Annotated in this window: 17 protein-coding genes and 2 pseudogenes; 6 read left to right on the top strand and 13 right to left on the bottom strand. The window is 58.8% G+C overall.

Features of this window, described 5'->3' with window-relative positions:
* Positions 1 to 205: 205 nt before the first annotated feature.
* The 5 genes and pseudogenes from KJS28_RS12700 to KJS28_RS06415 form a co-directional block, all read right to left on the bottom strand.
* A pseudogene (locus KJS28_RS12700) lies at positions 206 to 604 on the bottom strand (GNAT family N-acetyltransferase); the annotation flags it as partial.
* A gap of 11 nt (positions 605 to 615) precedes the next feature.
* Positions 616 to 1,206: an ATP-dependent Clp protease proteolytic subunit gene (locus tag KJS28_RS06430; RefSeq protein WP_213540300.1), complete on the bottom strand. Its 591-nt coding sequence runs from the start codon at positions 1,204 to 1,206 to the stop codon at positions 616 to 618.
* Positions 1,207 to 1,212: 6 nt separating this feature from the next.
* The gene (locus KJS28_RS06425; RefSeq protein WP_213540299.1) at positions 1,213 to 1,848 is read right to left on the bottom strand and encodes a DUF998 domain-containing protein; all 636 of its coding nucleotides are present in this window, start codon (positions 1,846 to 1,848) and stop codon (positions 1,213 to 1,215) included.
* Positions 1,849 to 1,868: 20 nt separating this feature from the next.
* Positions 1,869 to 2,102 (bottom strand): GNAT family N-acetyltransferase, encoded by a 234-nt coding sequence (locus tag KJS28_RS06420; protein ID WP_213540298.1) that lies wholly within the window; start codon positions 2,100 to 2,102, stop codon positions 1,869 to 1,871.
* Complete coding sequence (locus tag KJS28_RS06415; protein ID WP_213540297.1) at positions 2,099 to 2,704, bottom strand: TetR/AcrR family transcriptional regulator; 606 nt, start codon at positions 2,702 to 2,704, stop codon at positions 2,099 to 2,101. The genes KJS28_RS06420 and KJS28_RS06415 overlap by 4 nt, the downstream gene beginning before the upstream one ends.
* Positions 2,705 to 2,957: 253 nt before the next feature.
* On the opposite strand from KJS28_RS06415, the gene KJS28_RS06410 reads away from it, so the two are divergent.
* Positions 2,958 to 5,363 (top strand): S8 family serine peptidase, encoded by a 2,406-nt coding sequence (locus KJS28_RS06410; protein ID WP_213540296.1) that lies wholly within the window; start codon positions 2,958 to 2,960, stop codon positions 5,361 to 5,363.
* Positions 5,314 to 8,970, top strand: coding sequence for an InlB B-repeat-containing protein (locus tag KJS28_RS06405; RefSeq protein WP_213540295.1), 3,657 nt, complete (start codon positions 5,314 to 5,316; stop codon positions 8,968 to 8,970). Before KJS28_RS06410 ends, KJS28_RS06405 begins: the two co-directional genes overlap by 50 nt.
* Positions 8,971 to 9,258: 288 nt before the next feature.
* Here the strand turns inward: KJS28_RS06405 and KJS28_RS06400 are convergent, their stop codons facing one another.
* The 3 genes from KJS28_RS06400 to KJS28_RS06390 form a co-directional block, all read right to left on the bottom strand.
* Positions 9,259 to 10,215, bottom strand: coding sequence for an ABC transporter permease (locus KJS28_RS06400; protein WP_213540294.1), 957 nt, complete (start codon positions 10,213 to 10,215; stop codon positions 9,259 to 9,261).
* A gap of 44 nt (positions 10,216 to 10,259) precedes the next feature.
* Positions 10,260 to 10,808: an ABC transporter permease subunit gene (locus KJS28_RS06395; protein ID WP_213540293.1), complete on the bottom strand. Its 549-nt coding sequence runs from the start codon at positions 10,806 to 10,808 to the stop codon at positions 10,260 to 10,262.
* A 206-nt stretch (positions 10,809 to 11,014) separates the two neighbouring features.
* Positions 11,015 to 11,206 carry a hypothetical protein gene (locus KJS28_RS06390; protein WP_186871672.1) on the bottom strand — a complete coding sequence of 64 codons (192 nt, stop codon included), beginning with the start codon at positions 11,204 to 11,206 and terminating at the stop codon, positions 11,015 to 11,017.
* Positions 11,207 to 11,396: 190 nt separating this feature from the next.
* On the opposite strand from KJS28_RS06390, the pseudogene KJS28_RS06385 reads away from it, so the two are divergent.
* Positions 11,397 to 12,920, top strand: a pseudogene (locus KJS28_RS06385) (recombinase family protein); the annotation flags it as partial.
* A gap of 144 nt (positions 12,921 to 13,064) precedes the next feature.
* On the opposite strand, the gene KJS28_RS06380 reads toward KJS28_RS06385, so the two are convergent.
* Entirely contained in the window at positions 13,065 to 13,370 is a 306-nt protein-coding gene (locus KJS28_RS06380) for a hypothetical protein (RefSeq protein ID WP_213540292.1), read from the bottom strand.
* Positions 13,371 to 13,592: 222 nt separating this feature from the next.
* On the opposite strand from KJS28_RS06380, the gene KJS28_RS06375 reads away from it, so the two are divergent.
* The gene (locus KJS28_RS06375; RefSeq protein ID WP_213540291.1) at positions 13,593 to 13,781 is read left to right on the top strand and encodes a hypothetical protein; all 189 of its coding nucleotides are present in this window, start codon (positions 13,593 to 13,595) and stop codon (positions 13,779 to 13,781) included.
* Between the two features lie 118 nt (positions 13,782 to 13,899).
* On the opposite strand, the gene KJS28_RS06370 is transcribed toward KJS28_RS06375, so the two are convergent.
* Entirely contained in the window at positions 13,900 to 14,097 is a 198-nt protein-coding gene (locus KJS28_RS06370; RefSeq protein ID WP_021859206.1) for an alpha/beta-type small acid-soluble spore protein, read from the bottom strand.
* 298 nt (positions 14,098 to 14,395) lie between these two features.
* Between KJS28_RS06370 and KJS28_RS06365 the strand changes: the two genes are divergently transcribed.
* Complete coding sequence (locus KJS28_RS06365) at positions 14,396 to 14,680, top strand: hypothetical protein (RefSeq protein WP_213540290.1); 285 nt, start codon at positions 14,396 to 14,398, stop codon at positions 14,678 to 14,680.
* A gap of 127 nt (positions 14,681 to 14,807) precedes the next feature.
* Here the strand turns inward: KJS28_RS06365 and KJS28_RS06360 are convergent, their stop codons facing one another.
* Together KJS28_RS06360 and KJS28_RS06355 are read right to left on the bottom strand one after the other, a co-directional pair.
* Complete coding sequence (locus KJS28_RS06360; RefSeq protein ID WP_213540289.1) at positions 14,808 to 15,911, bottom strand: MGDG synthase family glycosyltransferase; 1,104 nt, start codon at positions 15,909 to 15,911, stop codon at positions 14,808 to 14,810.
* A complete protein-coding gene (locus KJS28_RS06355; RefSeq protein ID WP_213540288.1) occupies positions 15,908 to 16,363 on the bottom strand; it encodes a glycosyl-4,4'-diaponeurosporenoate acyltransferase CrtO family protein in 456 nt (151 codons plus the stop codon). Before KJS28_RS06355 ends, KJS28_RS06360 begins: the two co-directional genes overlap by 4 nt.
* A gap of 240 nt (positions 16,364 to 16,603) precedes the next feature.
* On the opposite strand from KJS28_RS06355, the gene KJS28_RS06350 reads away from it, so the two are divergent.
* On the top strand, positions 16,604 to 17,524 hold the full coding sequence (locus KJS28_RS06350) for a hypothetical protein (RefSeq protein WP_213540287.1): 921 nt from the start codon (positions 16,604 to 16,606) through the stop codon (positions 17,522 to 17,524).
* Positions 17,525 to 17,596: 72 nt separating this feature from the next.
* Here KJS28_RS06350 and KJS28_RS06345 read toward each other — a convergent pair whose 3' ends face one another.
* Positions 17,597 to 18,247, bottom strand: coding sequence for a V-type ATP synthase subunit D (locus tag KJS28_RS06345; RefSeq protein WP_213540286.1), 651 nt, complete (start codon positions 18,245 to 18,247; stop codon positions 17,597 to 17,599).
* Positions 18,248 to 18,249 lie beyond the last annotated feature (2 nt).

Below are 18,249 nucleotides of genomic sequence, written 5' to 3'. Positions count from 1 at the left end.
TCCGCTTTTCCTTCTTCGGAAAAGTCGCTTCAAATCGTTCAAAGCCCTCCGGGTCTTTCTCACAGACAAAATATCCCACTGGGTCTTTGTAGGTGCCGGAGATACCGTCCAAAAAACCGGGCGTCAGCTCCTTGATGAGAAAATAATCCGCTTCAGGGTCGTCGGCATAGCGGATACCCTTTATTTTGGCAGGCACAAAGCCGGACTTGCCGTAAAAGTCAATATTGCCGGTGATGGCAAGTGCTCCTGCACCCATTTCCTTGGCTTTTTCCATGGAATAGTCCAGCAGCTTCTTTCCGTAGCCCTGCCGCTTGTATGCGGGCGCAATGCCGATGGGGCCGAAGGTCATGATCGGCACCTTTCTTCCGTCATCGCAGTCGATTTCCGACCACACGTAGATGACCTGCCCGATCAGCTCGCCGTCCAGCTCCATGACGAAGTCCAGCTCCGGCACAAATGCCGGGTCATCCCGATAGCAGTGCAGCACATAGTACTCCATGCAGCCGGGGCGGTAGACATTCCAAAAGGCCTCGCGGGTCAGGTTTTCAACATTGCGATAGTCATCTTTGGTTTCCAAACGAATGGTGATCTTCTTTTCTGACATGGCGTTTCTCCTTATCTCTTGTCAATAATTTTGTCGATCAGCCCGTAAGCAAGGGCTTCCTGCGCCGACATGTAGTTGTCGCGCTCCGTATCGGCGGCAACCTGTGCAAAGGTTTTTCCCGTATTCTCGGAAAGAATGCGGGTCAGCCGCTGTTTGGTTTTCTGCATTTGTTCGGTCACGATCTGAATATCCGTGACCGGGCCGTGTACGCCGTTCCCAGCGATCAGCGGCTGGTGGATCATGTTTTCCGCATTCGGCAGTGCGATCCGCTTGCCCTTTGCGCCGCCTGCTAACAGGAAAGCGCCGAAGCTCGCGGCCAGACCGATGCAGATGGTGGACACGTCGCACTTGAGATACTGCATGGTGTCGTAAATCGCAAACCCGGCCGTGACCGAGCCTCCGGGGCTGTTGATGTAGAACTGAATATCCTTGTCTGGGTCTTGTGCTTCCAGAAACAGCATCTGCTCGACGATGGAACTGGCGGATGCGTCCGTTACTTCCTCACCGAGAAAAACAATTCGGTCGGAGAGGAGCCGGGAAAAAATGTCGTAGCTACGTTCGCCGCGACTGGTTTGTTCGATCACATAGGGAATGATGCTCATATATGTTTACTCCTTGATTTCTTTTGGTTTCATACAAAACAGGTGAATGCCAAGCGCCGCATTGAAGCCTGTTGCAGCAAACACGCTGAAACGCTCGACCACGCCGAAATACTCGGCAGGGACGATTTTCATACCCATTGCGCCCACAAGCATCATGGCCAATGCGACAGCGGCGCAGACACCATAAGAACGACAGTTTTTGCTCTTGGCTCCTGCGACGATGATCATGGTCAGTGATACGATGGACAGCAGCACCACCAAAGCGGTTGTGACCATGTGCATCACATCCTGAAAGGCCCCGGCATAGCCGCTGCTACTGAGCGGGAACATCCGATACCCGACCGCCGAGATCCACTCCATGATGGCGAACAGATAAATGCCCGAACGGAGCAGCTTGGTTTTCTGTCCTTGGATGCCGATACAGACGACGGTCGCGCAAACGACCTCGCACGCATTGTAAAGGGCGCTCAGCTGATTCCAGAGTGCCAGCGATGGCGCATTGGCGGCACTCAGGTCGCTGACAGCCTGTGCCATCCAGTTATAGCCGGGATAGGTCAGCGGCGCAAACACGACCGCCGCCGTGTACGAAAGAAAGCTGACAACGCCCAGCAGCCCTAATTTTTGAGTCAAAGATCGCTTCATTTTATCGCTCCCTGTGCTTATCAAGTTTGGCTTTCCCAAAAGCACCGATAGGGCTGAAAGCCTGCTGCCGCATAGAATTTCTGCGCCGACTCATTGAATGTCCAGACATCCAGTGTCACCTGATCAAAATCTCGATGTTTTGCTTGCGCTTTGCAAATGTCAGCAAAAGGATTGAATCGACACGGTGAGATGTGCCGCATGGGCAGCGCAAAGATCACAAGCCCGATCCACGAAAAGGATACCTTCAGATTCATAAAGCAACACCGGCTTTCACAGCAAATTCAGGCAGCTTTGCGGGCTTTCCATAAATGGCAATCAGCGCGCGGAACTCCCGGCGGAACGCCTCACGCAGCTCTGTCTCCGTCAGGTGCAGATGATCCGTATTGGCGAGAATCGCCAGTCCGTAGGTAAAGTAGATCATATCCTGATGAAAGCGGCGTGCGACGTCCTCCGCATATCCGAATTCATCGACGATCACGCCGATGACCTCCTGCATCAGAACATCGCTTTGATATGCCCCTGGCTGTTCGCCCTCCAGATAGAGCCAGCGGAACAGCTGCTTTTCCTCGGCAGCGAATTTGACGAAGCCCATGCCGTAGCTGCTGTAGCGGCTGTCGCTCCCCTCGTGGGCGCACAGAGAATCCCGCACGCGCTGTGTGTGCAGTTCGATCGCACGCTGCGTCAGCGCGGCCTTCAGTTCGTCCATGTTCTTGAATGAAAAGTAGATCGGCTGCGTGGAGCAGCCCAGTTTTTTGGCGACGCTGCGGGCGTTGATGGCAGAAAAACCGTCGTCACGCAATACCTCCACCGCAGCGTCGATGATCTGTTCCTTTGAAACTTTTCTGACTGCCGGCATAAGCACCATCCTTGTATAATAACACTGCGTTATATATAACGCAGTGTTATTATATCTTGTGGGACGTGATTTGTCAAGCAGCATGTTATTCTCCTGTTTCAATGGAGAAAACCCGGAAGTTCCACCCGGCATAGCTTGACACCGCCGCGGTAAAATGCTATAGTAACGACGGTCATCCCATGATCATAGAACATTCATTGTCCTATAAAGAATGCAGCACATGGGAGTTCAACACAAGGGAGGAATGTATAACATGAAACGAGTGATCGCACTGCTACTGACGCTGGTCATGCTGCTGGGCCTGGTGCCCACGGCTCTGGCCGCCGAAGCCGCCGCCCCCGACGGGACCGTGGTGAAGGCGGAGGAGGTCAGCGGCACCCCCCGGCTGGACGCCATGGCGGAGAACGGCTCTGCGGCGGAAACCACCCAGCCCACCGGGCATCAGCCCGATGATATGGTGACCATCCTCGTGGAGCTGGAGCGCGCTCCCGTGCTGGAGGGCTTTGCCGCGAAGAAAACGGCTTCCACCAGCTCTGCCGGTGCGGAGATCGCCGCCTATCTTGCCGGCGGCCGCGCGGAGAAACAGGATGCCGCCATTCGCCGGGATCAGAAAAAGGTCTTTGCCGAGATCCAGGCGGCCCAGCCCGCCGCTCTCCAGGCGGAGGGCACCTGCACTGCCTGTGCCCCTGAGCTGATGGAGCAGTGGACGGTGCTCTTTAACGGCATGGCCGTCCGCGCCCCCTATGGCATGCTGGATACCATCCGCAATCTGAAGGGTGTGAAGTCCGCCCATGTGCAGCATGTTTACAGTCAGCCCACCTCTCCGGCCACCAATGCCGGTGTGGCAGGCTACAGCTATGACATGGTCCACCTGCAGGAGGTCTGGAACAAGGGCTACACCGGCAAGGGAATGCTGGTGGCCGTGGTGGATTCCGGCCTGGACATGGAGTATTCCAGCTGGTGGAGCGATGAGGAGGGCGCCAACGTCACCGGTCTGCGCCGGGTCCACGAGGCCTTCCGGGACGACTCCTTCTACTCCCAGCTCAGCAACAGCGACCTGCGCTATACCAAGGAGTCCCTGCTGGCCTTCCTGAACGGCCGCCAGCTCAATGCCAATAGGCTGAGCCCCGCCTCCAACGAGGCCATGTACAAGACCCGCAAGGTCCCCTTCGCCTTTGACTACGCCGGAGACGCCGACCCCTATACCGGCGAGATCATCAGCGGCGACGTCAACGTCCGCAACAGCGGCAGCAACCACGGCACCCACGTCTCCGGCACCGTGGCGGGCTTTGTCCAGAGCCAGGAGGGCGAGGTCCTCTTTTCCGGCGTAGCCCCCGATGCCCAGCTGATGATGATGAAGGTCTTTGCCGACGGCGGCAACTCCGGCGCCACGGAAAGCGCCATTCTCAACGCCCTGGAGGACGCCATGACCCTGGGCGCCGACGCCGTGAACCTGTCTCTGGGCTCCGACAACGGCTTTGCCTATGACGACACCGCCATCCACGGCGTTTATGCCCGGCTGGAGCAGGCCGGCGTCATCCTGATGACCGCCGCCGGCAACAGCGAAAACTCCCCCGCCCAGGGCAATGAGCGGGGCGGCCTGAACCTGGCGGAGGACCCGGATATCTCCATGATGTCCTCTCCCGCCGTCTACCCCTCCAACCTGGCGGTGGCCTCCATCAACAGCACCATCAACATGCAGAGTGTGCTGAGCTGGACCGACGCCCAGGGCCAGAGCCATACCGTGCCCTTCTCCGACCCCAACGAAGTGGCCATGAAGGGGAAGTTCCCCGAGAGCCAGAGCTTCGTTGTGTATGACGCGGGCTACGGCACCTACATGGACTACTACAACGCCGGATTCAGCAACGGCTACAACGGCGGCAAGACGGGTATTGCCCTGGTCAAGCGCGGCAGCGCAGACGGCAGCACCCTCTCCTTCGCCGACAAGATCAACAATGCCAGCAGCTTCTCCGGCACCAACTACATGGGCGAGAGCTACGGCGTGCTGGCTGTGCTGGTTTATGACAGCGACCCCGCCGCCACCACGCTTATCAACATGAACACGGACAACACCTCGCTGACCTCCGCCTTTATTTCCGGCGTGGACGGCGCGGCCATGATCGATGCGCTGAACGCCGGGCAGGAGGTCCGCATCACCGTTCACCAGCAGGACCAGCTGTCCGACTGGGAGGAGGGCGGCCAGATGTCCTCCTTCACCTCCTGGGGCAGCGGCTCCGGACTGGAGCTGAAGCCCGAGATCACCGCCCCCGGCGGCAACATCTGGTCCACCGTGATGGACAGCAGCTATGTGGAGGGCGCCGGGAAGTACGATGACTATACCGGGTCCTACAGTCTGATGAGCGGCACCTCCATGGCGACGCCCCATATGGCGGGCCTGGCCGCGCTGGTGGAGCAGTATGTCAAGTCCCAGCATCCCCAGCAGGACGCCGCCGCCAGCGCCGACCTGACCAACCATCTGCTGGTGAGCACCGCCGTGCCCCAGCAGGAGAACGGCGTATACGTCTCTCCCCGCCGCCAGGGCGCCGGCCTTGTGAACGCAGCCGCGGCCATTTCCACCCCCTGCCTACATCGATGTGGACGGCAAGCTGGTGGGCAAGCTGGAGCTGGGCGACGATCCCGGCTGGAGCGGCAGCTATGATCTGGACTTCCGGGTGGAGAACCTGGGCAGCGACGCCCTGAGCTACAGCATGAAGGCCGTGCTTCTGCGGCCGGATACCGCAGAGCAGGACGGCAAGACCATGGTCCTTGCCAGCGATGTGCTGATCCGTGAGGTGGATCTGGGCAGCGTCAGCGTGCCCGCCGGCGGCACACAGGTCAGCCGGACCGTTTCCCTCACCGCTTCCGACATCGCCGCCATCCGCGACCTGTTCCCCAACGGCAGCTATGTGGAGGGCTTTGTGATCCTCACCGCCGCCGACGGCTCCGCGCCTCAGATCGGCATGCCCCTGCTGGCCTTCCTGGGCGACTGGACCTCTGCCCCCATCCTGGACCGCGCCAACTGGTTCGACGAGCCCCAGGACGGCGAAAACGTGATGAACAACGACTGTACCCTGGGCGTCAACGTGGTGGGCAGTACCATCCGCAGCGCCGGGGAAGTGGTGAACTTCCTGAACCTGGGCCAGAACATCTTTGATACCGACATTGCCGCCGAGAGCAAGCAGACAGTTTTCCACCAGGAGAACTTTGCCATCTCCCCGGACGGCAGCGGCTATTTCGACGCCATTGACGACCTTGAGCTCTATCAGCTGCGGGATGCCAAGCTCTTTGTCACCGAGGTCCGGAACAAGAACACCAACGAGCTCTATTTCCGCACCTTCAACACCTATGTGCCCCGCAGCGTCTATCAGGCCGGCTACGGCGTGGTCCTGCCCATGTCCCTTTACTACTTCACGGATGCCTGGGATGGAACGGACCTGAACGGCGACGTCCTGCCCAACGGCACCCAGTGCGTTTACACCATTACCGCCTATGGCGAGGGTGACTACGGCGACACCGTGGACAATGAGGAGCTGGGCCGCCCGGTGACGGACTTCGAGTCCTTCGTGGACGGCAAGGAGCCCACCTTCAACGGCCACAAAATGGACAAGACCGGCGACGTGCTCTCCTTCGACGTGCTGGTGGACACCCAGGCCCCCAAGCTGGAGAACAACGCCGTGACCTTCTATCAGAAGGATGGCCGCACCTATATGCAGGGCACCGTCTATGACGAGGACGGCTCCCTGGCCTCCGTGGCGGTCCACGCCCAGGTGAGCCGGACCTATACCGACTCCACCGGCCGGGAAATCACCGAGTACAACATCGATCTGCTGAATCCCCTGTATTCCCAGAGCATTTATGACGCCGATACCCACACCTTCACCTTCACCGCAGATGTGACGGAGTATCGCGGCAGCTACAACTGGACCGGCAACGTGTATCTCTCCTGCGGCGACTATGCGGCCAATGACCGCACCTATGCCATCAAGGTGGACGCCTCCCAGGGCCTGACCCTGTCCCAGACATCCGCCCGCCTGCACCCCGGCCAGAGCTTTGACCTCAGCGTGAACAACAACACCGGCTCCACGGCGCCCATCACCCGCACCTCCAGCAACCCCGAGGTGGCCACGGTGGATGAGTTCGGTCATGTGGTGGCTGTGGCTCCCGGCCAGGCCATCATCACCGTGTCCAACGGCACCTACTCCGCCCTGTGCGTCATAGCGGTGGAGGCATCCTCCACGGAGGTGAAGGACTTCAAGCTGTCCATGGACCACTTCTCCGGCCTGAAGCCCAACGGCGCCATCACCGTCCGGGTGGTGGACCTGCAGCCCGCCGATGTGGAGATCTATCAGAATCAGTGGCTGGTATATGAGGACGACGAGGACTGGGCGGGCCTGGTCAGCGTCTCCCAGAACAGCAGCGACGCGCTGGAGGGCCTTATCGACCTGAACTATCAGGCCTCCGCGGACAAGATCCCCTCCGGAACCGGCCATCTGGACGTCACCATCAACGGTGTTACCCGGACCATGACCTTTGACTGGGAGGACGTCTATCAGACCTCCGACCAGGAGGACCTGCAGTCCGACGCCTACTACAACGAGCAGACCTATTACGTCACCGCCGGTGAGACCGCCAGCCTCATCGCCCGGTACCGCCAGACCCACTCCTTCTCCGATGTGAAGCTGTACACGGCCCAGGGGTATGTTTCCGGCGGCAGCGACAATCCCACCACCGCCGCCACCGGCCTGGTGCTGGACGGCCCGGACTTTGTCCTCTCCGGCAGCGAGCCCTGGCGCGGCAGATTGGTGAACACCGAGGGCTATGCCCTGCCGGAGTCCATCCATGTGGTTTACCGCTATGATTACGGCTATGAGTATGAGCTGACGGAAAACGCCATGTACAATGGCTATACCTATGACCGTACCACCGGCGATATCGTCGTGTCCGCCCCCTACGGCTCCTCCACCACGGTGGTGATCCGGGCAGACGGCACGGAGAAGGCCGGTAATCCGGCGGGTGCCCTCTCCGGCGTCACCTATGACCGTCCCGACAGCACCTACGGTCCCTTCAACTGGACGGTGACGGAGGGCGGCGGCAAGCTGGAGACCGCCGAGGACGTCAACGTTAACGGCACCCGCAAGAACGTTGCCTATTACACCCCCTCGGAGCCCGGCGTCAGCTATCTGACCGCCACCACCAAGGACGGGCAGTATCATGTGAACTTCGCCGTGGTCTGCCTGCCGGTGCAGGCCAATACCCTGCGCCTGGATGATACCCGGGCCACCCTGCATCCCCTGGAGACTCTGGCGCTGAACGCGACGCTGACTCCTACCCCCACCCGGGCGGAGGACGCCGCGCTGACCTGGACCTCCTTCAACCCCGAGGTAGCCACCGTGGATGAAAACGGCGTTGTCACCGCCCACAAGCCCGGCTACGCTTACATCAAGGTGTCCACCGATATCAACACCAGCGTCACCGCCTACTGCGTGGTGGAGGTATTGCCTGGTCAGGGCTATACCGTGACTCTGGACGCCAACGGCGGCATGGTGAAGCCCGACTCCGTCAGCGTCCAGTACGGCATAGCTGTGGGCCAGCTGCCTGTGCCCGTCCGTGAGGGCTATACCTTCGACGGCTGGTATGACGAAAACGGTGCGCAGTACACCGAGGACACCATATATGCCATCGCCGGAGACGCCACCCTCACTGCCCGCTGGACCGCCAATATCTACGAGATCACCCTGGACGCCAACGGCGGCGTCACCGACGTGGCCCTGGTCCAGGTGACCTTCGGCCAGGCCGTGGGCGCCCTGCCCACACCTACCCGGGAGGGCTATGTGTTCCTGGGCTGGTTCGACGAGGTGGGCAGCCGCTATGATGCTTCCACCGTCTACAGCACAGCCGATGGTGTGACCCTCACCGCCCGCTGGGGTCAGGAGGACAGCACCTTCACCATTACCCTGAACGCCAATGGCGGCAAGGTGGAGCCCTCTGCTCTGGCGGTGGTATACGGTCAGGCTGTGGGCACCCTGCCCGTACCCACCCGGGAGGGCTATACCTTCGGCGGCTGGTACGACAAGGACGGCAACCGCTACGACGCCTCCAGCGTGTACAGCGTCAAGGGTGACACGACCCTGACGGCCCGCTGGATCGAAAACAGTGTCCAGACCGGCGACGGGTTCCCCATCTTCCTGCTGAGCGGCGCGATGATGGCGGCTGCCGCAGGCGCTGTGATGCTCCTGCTGAAGCGGCGGAAGCTCATGGGCGAATAAACAGACCGGAAGTGCTTCTGCACAGGCTGTTATAAAGGCTCTCCGGCACATGTGCGCCGGAGAGCCGGGAAACGAAACAAGCCAAGGCCGGCAGGTCAATGACCTGCCGGCCTTGGCTTGTCAAAAATCCTTAATGGGACATTCTCCGCTGGGGAGCGGCTCCATCAAAGCGCTGCGGACACGGGCGGAGTGAATCCGCCCTGCGGCAAGGTTTTGCTGCGCAAAACGCTTGGGACGCAGCTGCGCTGTGGGGGAAAAGCAGCGGACAAACGCCGGATGGCGAAAGTTTTACCGCTCCTCTCGGAAGTAGCTGAGGCCCAGACTTGCAGGCGGCTGCTTTTCCATGTTGTTGCGCAGGCTGGAGATCACCAGCACCACCACGGTGACCACATACGGCAGCATCTTGTACAGCTCCTTCACGGCCATCTGGCTGCCGGTGGGGATGTACAGATACAGGATGTACAGGCCGCCGAACAGGATGGAGGCCAGGACACTGACATTGGGACGCCAGATGGTGAAGATCACCAGGGCGATGGCCAGCCAGCCGCGGTCGCCGAAGGCGTTGTTGGACCACACGCCGCTGGCGTAGTCCATCACGTAGTACAGGCCGCCGAGACCGGCGATCATGCTGCCCACGCAGGTGGCCAGGTACTTATACCGGGTGACGTTGATGCCGGCGGCGTCGGCGGTGGAGGCGCTTTCACCCACGGAGCGCAGGTGCAGGCCGGGGCGGGTGTGCTTCAGGAAATAGGAGGACAGCAGGGCCAGGATAATGGCCAGATACGCCAGGAAGCCATAGGACAGGAAGATCTGGCCGAACCAGCCCAGACTCTTGGCAAAGGGCAGGGACTTGGCAAAATAGCCGCTGGTGGCGGACAGGGCAATGGAGGGGACCTCACTGCCGGTGAGCTTGATCAGGGAGCCGCCGAAGAAGTTGCCGATGCCCACGCCGAAGGTGGTCATGGTCAGACCGGTAACGTTCTGGTTGGCCCGCAGGGTCACCGTCAGGAAGCAGTACAGCAGGCCCATCAGCAGAGAGCCCAGCAGGGAGCACAGCATGGGGATCAGAATGGCCAGAAAGCCGCTCATCTGGTCGGCGGGCACGGCCTGCTCATAGAAGAACGCGCCGATGACGCCGCAGATACCGCCCACATACATGATGCCGGGGATACCCAGGTTCAGATTGCCGGACTTCTCGGTGAGGATCTCGCCGGTGCTGCCGTACAGCAGGGGGATACCCTGCATGACCGCGCGGGGGGATGAAGGATACAATATCAAAATTCATTTTCTCACGCCTCCTTCTTTCCGGAAGAACGGAACTGGACCTTGTAGTTGATGAAGAACTCGCAGCCGATGATGAAGAACAGGATGATGCCCGTCAGGATATCGGAGAAGGAGCGGTTCAGGCCGAAGGCCGTGGAGATCTCGCTGGCGCCGCGGCTGAGGACCACCAGCAGCAGGGACACGAAGATCATGATAATGGGGTTGAATTTCGCCATCCAGGACACCATAACGGCGGTGAAGCCGCGGCCGTCCACGATGGTGGTGGTCATGGTGTGGTCGGTGCTGGAGGTCAGCAGCAGACCGATGAGGCCGCACAGTGCGCCGGACAGGGCCATGGTCCGGATAATGACCCGGTCCACCTTGATACCGGCATAGCTGGCGGTGCGGCGGCTCTCGCCCACCACGGCGATCTCATAGCCCTGCTTGCTGTAGTTCAGATAAATGTACATCAGACCCGTCATCACGGCTACCACCAGAATGGCCAGCAGATACTTCTGGTTGCCGATGGTGGGCAGCCAGCCGGCCTGGGAGTCCTGGTTGATGATGCCGATCATACTGAATCATGGTGCTCATGCCTGATCATCTCCCTTCATTAAAATATAGACATACCACAGCAGCATTGCTGCCGCACATACACCTATGAGTGCAATTAGCATTTGCATAAGATTCATCCTCCTTTTTTGCTGTCCCCAATATCATAAAACCTTTCCTCTAAAAATGGCATTAGTCATCTTTTGTGCGTTTAAAGATGAAATAAAGATTACAACCAACCCAAAAGCCATGCCATAGGAAAGGCGATAACGATCGTACTGATACAGACACACGCCAAAACCAGTAAGGGCATTCCAACAAAGATGGAGATGAAGCCAAGTAGCGGATGATGCCAAATAAAGCGCTCCGCTTTTGCGTCAAATCTCTGTTCAAATCTTCTCGCCGCATTTGTAATGCTCATAATTGTTCACCTCATTTCTTTCTTGCAAGGCCATAATACCGCTTAAAGTATTAAGTGGGGAAAAGGGTCCTGCAATCGAAACTAAGACTGTATAAGTCTTTAAGAAAAAAGAGTCAGACCCGGAAGAGGACTGACTCATTCATATAATGATTTTGAAATTGTATTTTCGAGAAGAGAATACCCTTGACAAATCTCGTCTCAGAAGCGTATCCTTGAAACCTATGCAAAGCAGAACGGCTTTTCCAATCTGCGCTGGTACACGGACGACGGTTATTCTGGTGCGAACTTTCAAAGACCCGGTTTTCAAGCCATGCTTGCGGACATTGAAGCCGGAAAAGTCGGGACAGTTATCGTAAAGGATATGTCGAGGTTAGGGCGAAACTACCTGCAAGTGGGAATGTACACGGAAATGATTTTCCCACAGAAAGGTGTCCGCTTCATCGCTATCAATGACGGAGTGGACAGCGCACAGGGCGACAATGACTTTGCCCCGCTGCGGAATATCTTTAACGAATGGCTGGTGAGAGATACGAGCAAGAAAATCAAAGCAGTAAAACGCTCAAAAGGCATGAATGGCAAGCCCATCACAAGCAAGCCTGTGTATGGCTACCTCATGGACGAGGATGAAAATTTCATTATTGACGAGGAAGCTGCACCCGTAGTCAAGCAGATATACAACCTCTGTCTTGCCGGGAATGGTCCGACCAAGATAGCCCGTATGCTCACAGAGCAGCAAATCCCCACGCCGGGAACGCTTGAATACCGCAGGACGGGCAGCACCCGCCGCTACCACCCCGGCTATGAGTGCAAGTGGGCGACCAATACCGTAGTGCATATCCTTGAAAACCGGGAATACACAGGCTGTCTGGTAAATTTCAAGACAGAAAAACTTTCTTACAAAGTCAAGCACAGTGTAGAAAATCCCCCGGAAAAGCAAGTGATTTTCGAGAACCACCACGAGCCTATCATAGACACCCAAACATGGGAACGGGTGCAGGAGCTTCGCAAACAGCGCAAACGCCCAAACCGCTATGATGAAGTGGGTTTGTTCTCCGGCATACTGTTCTGTGCGGACTGCGGCAGCGTGATGTATCAGCAGCGATACCAGACGGACAAGCGCAAGCAGGACTGTTATATCTGCGGCAACTACAAGAAGCGCACCCATGACTGTACGGCGCGCTTTATCCGCACCGACCTCTTGACCGCTGGTGTACTCTCCAATCTGCGGAAAGTGACCAGCTATGCGGCAAAGCATGAAGCCCGGTTTATGAAACTCTTGATTGAGCAGAACGAGGACGGGGGCAAACGCAGGAACGCCGCCAAGAAAAAGGAACTGGAAGCCTCCGAGAAACGCATAGCCGAGTTATCCGCTATCTTCAAGCGGCTGTATGAGGACAGCGTGACCGGGCGCATATCAGACGAGCGTTTCACAGAGCTGTCGGCAGACTATGAAGCAGAGCAACGGGAGCTGAAAGAAAGAGCCGCTGCTATTCAAGCGGAGCTTTCCAAAGCACAGGAAGCCACCGTGAACGCAGAAAAGTTTATGAATGTTGTCCGGCGGCATACCAGCTTTGAAGAACTTACCCCTACTCTGCTGCGGGAGTTTGTAGAGAAAATCGTTGTGCATGAGTGCAGCTATGACGAGAACAAGACCCGCAGACAGGACATTGAGATTTATTATTCTTTTGTTGGCAAGGTGGACTTGCCCGAATAACCGCCCGACCTATCCGACACAATGCGCAAGTGCCGGATAGGAACGGCAAAATTTTTTACACTTCTATTACTTCTTTATCGCACATCAGTAAAGACCGCCGGGATGTCTTACGGAGACATCCCGGCGGTCTTTTTGTATGTCCGTTTATTCCGCCACTACCGGCGCATCCAGCCAGTAGATGACGTAGCACTCCTGCATTTCCCCCATGAAGAAGAAAATGTTCTCCCCCATCTGGATATGCTCCCCGAAGGCCAGATCCGGCACGAACAGACGGCCGCTGGTGCGGCCATGCCCCTTGATGGTGAAGCCCTCCGGTGTGGGATGCTTCCGCAGCTCGTTGGCGGCCTCCTCCAGCCCCGGAAAACGCAGCGTCCGCTCCAACTCCGCCAGCTGCGTGGCCCCATTGATGTACACCAGATTGTTTTCATCCTTGAACCAGTTGATACGCATACGTACCTCCTAAGATGTAGTGTCTCCAGTATACCACAGCTTTTTCCGCTTGTCAGCAAAAATTCCCGTCATGGGCCGTGGGCTTCTGTTCCCCTGCGTTCTGCCATGGGAAAAATTCACAAAAAATGGTAAAAAGCCATTGAAATTTTTATCGTTCGATTATATAATCAAAGAGAAATCAGGCAGAGATGCTCCGCAACGACGAAAGGAAGCGTATGAAAAATGCTGACGGACAAGGAGCTGGCCGCTGTGCCGGAGGAGCTCCTGGAGGATCTGCTGCGCTACTCGGAATACGGCTGGCGGGAGAGACGCATTGCCACGCTGCTGGCCCGCCGCTATCCGGTGGCGCTGACGGAGGCGGACGTGCGGAAGCTGCGCCGCCTGGGGCAGAAGAAGCTGCGCCAAGCCTGAATCGGCAGAGGGAGGCCCCGCAGGGCCTCCTTCTGCTGCGGATGTATAGCTGCTGAACAGGACCCCCCGGAGGGGGCGGCTGGGCCGCCTCCTCCGGGGGGGTTGCGTATGGCCTGCGTTACAGGTTCTTCTCGTAGGACTCGATCATCTTCTTGACCATCTGGCCGCCCACGGAACCGGCCTCACGGGAGGTCAGGTGGCCGTTGTAGCCCTCCTTCAGGTTCACGCCCACCTCGTTGGCAGCCTCCATCTTGAACTTATCCATGGCGGCACGGGCCTCGGGGATATTCAGCTTGTTGTTGTTCTTACTGGACATTGTGTCGTTCTCCTTTCATGTCTGATTTGCGCTTTTGCGCTGGTTGGGTATCGCACACATAGCTTTTCCCAGCGGTGGACGAATATGCGATGCGGCGGCTGGTAATTTTTGCAGGGATCGCAGAGGTATTTTCCCCTGAAAGCAAAAGAAGCGGCCAAGGGAAAGATGCTTGACCAATCGGCCATATCCAGCAATAATGACTGATATAGACAACAAAACACGAATTCAGAATAAACCGGTCCACCTTAAAGTTTGTCATTGACCGATGCTGACGGATGTGTTGTAATCGGCGCATCAAATGATGAACGGCATAGGAGTTGCCTGTGGCGCAGCGGAGGCATTGATCTGCCGGCAAGAAACGGGTCTGGCGGCCATCATATGCACCATGCAGGTGGAGGACGTGGCGGTGATCGATCTGGAGGGCAATCACATTGCCGGGTGCCTGAACGCCTTCACACGGGACATGATCTCCGGTCGTGGCTTCATCGGCATCGCCGCCCAGAGCCTTGGCACGGGCCGCCCCGTCTTGCCCCCGCAGCTGGCTGCCATGCTGCCCTGCGTCATCACCAAATCGTGGGGCTGATGCTGGCCGGTATGCGGAAAAAACACGCCAAATACACACCTCTCCGGTTCCACGGATGCGGCCCCTCGCTCCTGAAGCAAAAAGGACCCCGCAGGCACTGCCTGCGGGGTTTCGTTCTGTTGTGATTTTACGCACCTGCGTGGCGCAGGGCCAGATCGCAGACGGCGGCAGCGGATGCGGTAGGGAAGTCCGCCCGACGGGCCACCATGCTCCGGGGGTCGATGGCCCCGGAGAGGATGCCCTGCAGCATGGGCTGGAGCTCTTCGTCGCTGCTGACCGCCAGCGCACAGCCGTGGCGGGTCATGAAGTCGATGTTGTGGCTCTCGCAGCCGGGGACGGCGTTGAGGTACAGCAGCGGCGTTCCAGCGGCCACGGCTTCGGCGGTGGTGAGGCCCCCGGCCTTGGTCAGCAGCAGGTCCGAGGCGTACATATACCGGAACATCTCGTGGGTATAGCCCAATACCCGCACCCGATCCACAGGGCGGAAGAAATCGCTCTGCATCTGCTGATACATCCGGTGGTTGCTGCCGCAGATGGTGACCAGCAGATCCTCCGGCCCCATGAGCTCCGCTACCTTCTGAGCGGTGGTACGCAGGGGTCCGGCGCCCATGCTGCCGCAGGCCAGCGTGAGGATGCGGCCATCCACCGGAAGATTCAGCGCACGGCGGGCCTCCTCCCGGCTCTCCGGATGCAGGAACTGCTGCCCAACGGGGATGCCGGTGGGGAAGAGCCGCTCCTGCGGCAGTCCGGCGGTCACGAACTCCGGGATCAGGTCCCGGTGGGGGATGCACAGTCCGTCCACCTGCAGATCCCCCACACCGGGAGAGCAGGTGAAGTCCGTGGCCACGAAGTAGGTGGGGATGCGGACGCCATAGCTGCATCGCAGCTCCGTCATCATCATGGCGGGGAACAGGTGGACGCAGATCACAGCGTCCGGTGCCTGATCGATCAGCTCCTCATACAGAGGGCCGATGCCCCGGATACTTTGCTCATAGAACAAGCTGGAGGGGTGCTTCTCCTCCCGGCGATAGCCTGCGCCGTAAATTTTGGGGGCATAGCGATAGGCAAAGTCGTGGCCGTGGCTGATGAGGTCGGCCGTGGACTTGGGCAGGAATTGCAGGGCGTCATAGGTGCGGCTCTCCACACTGCGGGCCTCCAGCTCCTGAGCCAGCGCCGCAGCGGCAGAGTTGTGTCCTCCCCCCGTGGAACAGGAGAACAGAAGCACTTTCATACAGGTTTCCTCCTTGTTTTCTCCGCAAGCTTTTGCAGTCTCGGCCGGTTATAGCGCTGGATGACGATGAAGCTCACGTTTCCCAGCACATTATACACCAGCCACAGCAGCGCCGCCCAGCCGCTGCGCCACAGGGGAAAAATTCCAGCCGACAGCAGCGTCAGCGCCCAGTGGACGCACTCGGCCACGCAGGTCTCCTGCACCAGTACCGCCGGGTCGCTGCCCAGATCCTTTCGGACCATGTCCGGCATCAGGCGGCTCATATCCGGCAGATGATCCTTCCACTTCCGGATACCCAGCTTCAGATAGATGCGCCCACCCTTTTCCCAAGGGGCGGAACGCCATGGGGCCTTTTCGGCGCAGAACCATTTGCGGGGCAGGGCCTGCCCCAGCGGGTGTGCCGCCACCCCCAACGCCGCCAGATACAGCGCACAGCGCCAGAAACCGTGCATTTCTCCATCCGCCCCTTTCCTGCGATCGCCGCCCTCCTGCGGCGTGTCAAACTACTGTTATTTTAACAGACATAGTGATGAAAATCAAGCTGACGGGCCAATAGTGTCCTGTATATTTACAGAATAGACACAATTGAAGCTGCCTGAGAAACAAAGGAAAATAAGAGGAATACTCCGTCGGTTGACAAGCAGAGTGGGATGTGGGAAAATAGACGGGATCAACGAAGGAGAAGAGTAGACATGAAGAGACGGATCCTATGGCTGCTTCTGTGTATGCTGCTGTGTACGACGATGGCGGCCTGCGCCCGGAGGGAAGCGCCCCAGCTGCCGACGGCGGAGGTGCAGACCCAGCCGGAGACCCCAGAACCAACGCAGGAGACCGAGCCTTCGCAGGCCCCGGAGGAGCCGGATCAGGCAGTCTCGGCCCACGGCTCTGCCGCTTACATCCATGGCCGGACGCTGGTGGTATCCATTTTTGCCGACGATGCCGCTACCCATTGGGACGAGACAACGGACGCTGCCGATATAGACCAGACGCAGGAGCACCTCCGCATCGCCACGGAATGGCTGACGGATGCCGTAAAACCATACGGCGTCACGGCCGAATTTCTCTACGACTGGAAGGAGGACCCCGATCTGCGGTACAGCGCCAAATTCACCGAGACGCTGGTGCGTGCAGACGGCTCCATGTACGATGTGCAGGCCGGTTATATTCAGGAGAACATCCCCACCGAGGAGCTGAAGCGTGCGTATGACGCAGACAATGTGGTGTACTTTTTCTTTTTCAACACGCCCTATGAGGGAACGCCCAGTCCCTGGTCGCTGGGACGGCTGAACAGTCAGGCCTGCGACACGGAGCTGGTCAATCTGTTTCTCCGGGCGGCAGGCCCTGTGGATGAGCCGCCATCTGCCTACGCACATGAGCTGCTCCACGCCTTCGGGGTCCCGGATCTGTACTATACCGGGGGGCTGATCCCACAGGCTTACGTGGACTACTGCAAGGAGACGGGGTCACAGGACATCATGTATACCATCAACGGCGATATGGATCGCATCACCGGCCAGCTGACGGAGCTGGATGCCTATTATCTGGGGCTGACCGCCCGCCCGGCTGAGGCCGACCGGTGGCAGCTGGGCCTCAGTGAGTACGAGGGGGAATGATGCTGCCAGCGATACCATCGATGGCAGCGAATCAACAAAGAAGCGGAAGGCGAGAGCCTTCCGCTTCTTTCGTTATGACTTGTAGTGGTGGGCGTCCTGCAGCACCATGTCCTTGACCTTCATGAGCCGGGTGGTGTTGCCCCGCTCATTCTCCTCCAGCTTCATGGTGATGTAGCGGATGTTCCGCTGATTTTCCGGGATCACCACATACTCCAGTGCGTTGACCCGGCGGCGGGTGCGCTCGATGTCCTGCGCCAGCAGCTGAACGGTCTTTTCCGCCTGCGCCAGCTCCAGCAGATCGCTGTACACCCGGTTCAGGGCCTGCAGAGCATCGTCCAGCTCGCCGCTGGTCTGGGCAAAGCCATAGCAGGCCAGATCCGGCTGAGCCTCCTGCTCCGCCCGATGGAACACCGGCACGGCGATGCTCATGATGTTGCGCTGGTCCACCGTCACCTCTGTGGAGAGCCGGGGGGCCATCAGCGCCTGCTCCAGCATCTCCGGGGACATGACGGCGCTGGCTACGGTGAAGGCGGCGTTGGCCTGCGCCAGCCCCTCCTCCACCCGCTTACGCAGCTGACGGGTGCGGCGCACCTCCTGCATGAACTGCTTCATGAGGCCGTCCCGCTTGTCCTTGAGGAGCTTGTGGCCCCGGAGGGCCGTTTTCTGCTTGGCCTTCAGCCGGGTCAGCTCCATGCGGGTGGGATTGATGGTCTTTCCCGCCATAG

It is taken from the genome of Vescimonas coprocola (assembly GCF_018408575.1).
Taxonomy (GTDB): domain Bacteria; phylum Bacillota; class Clostridia; order Oscillospirales; family Oscillospiraceae; genus Vescimonas; species Vescimonas coprocola.
The sequence above is the reverse complement of the archived record's forward strand: the minus strand, read 5'-3'. Positions and strand labels throughout refer to the sequence as shown.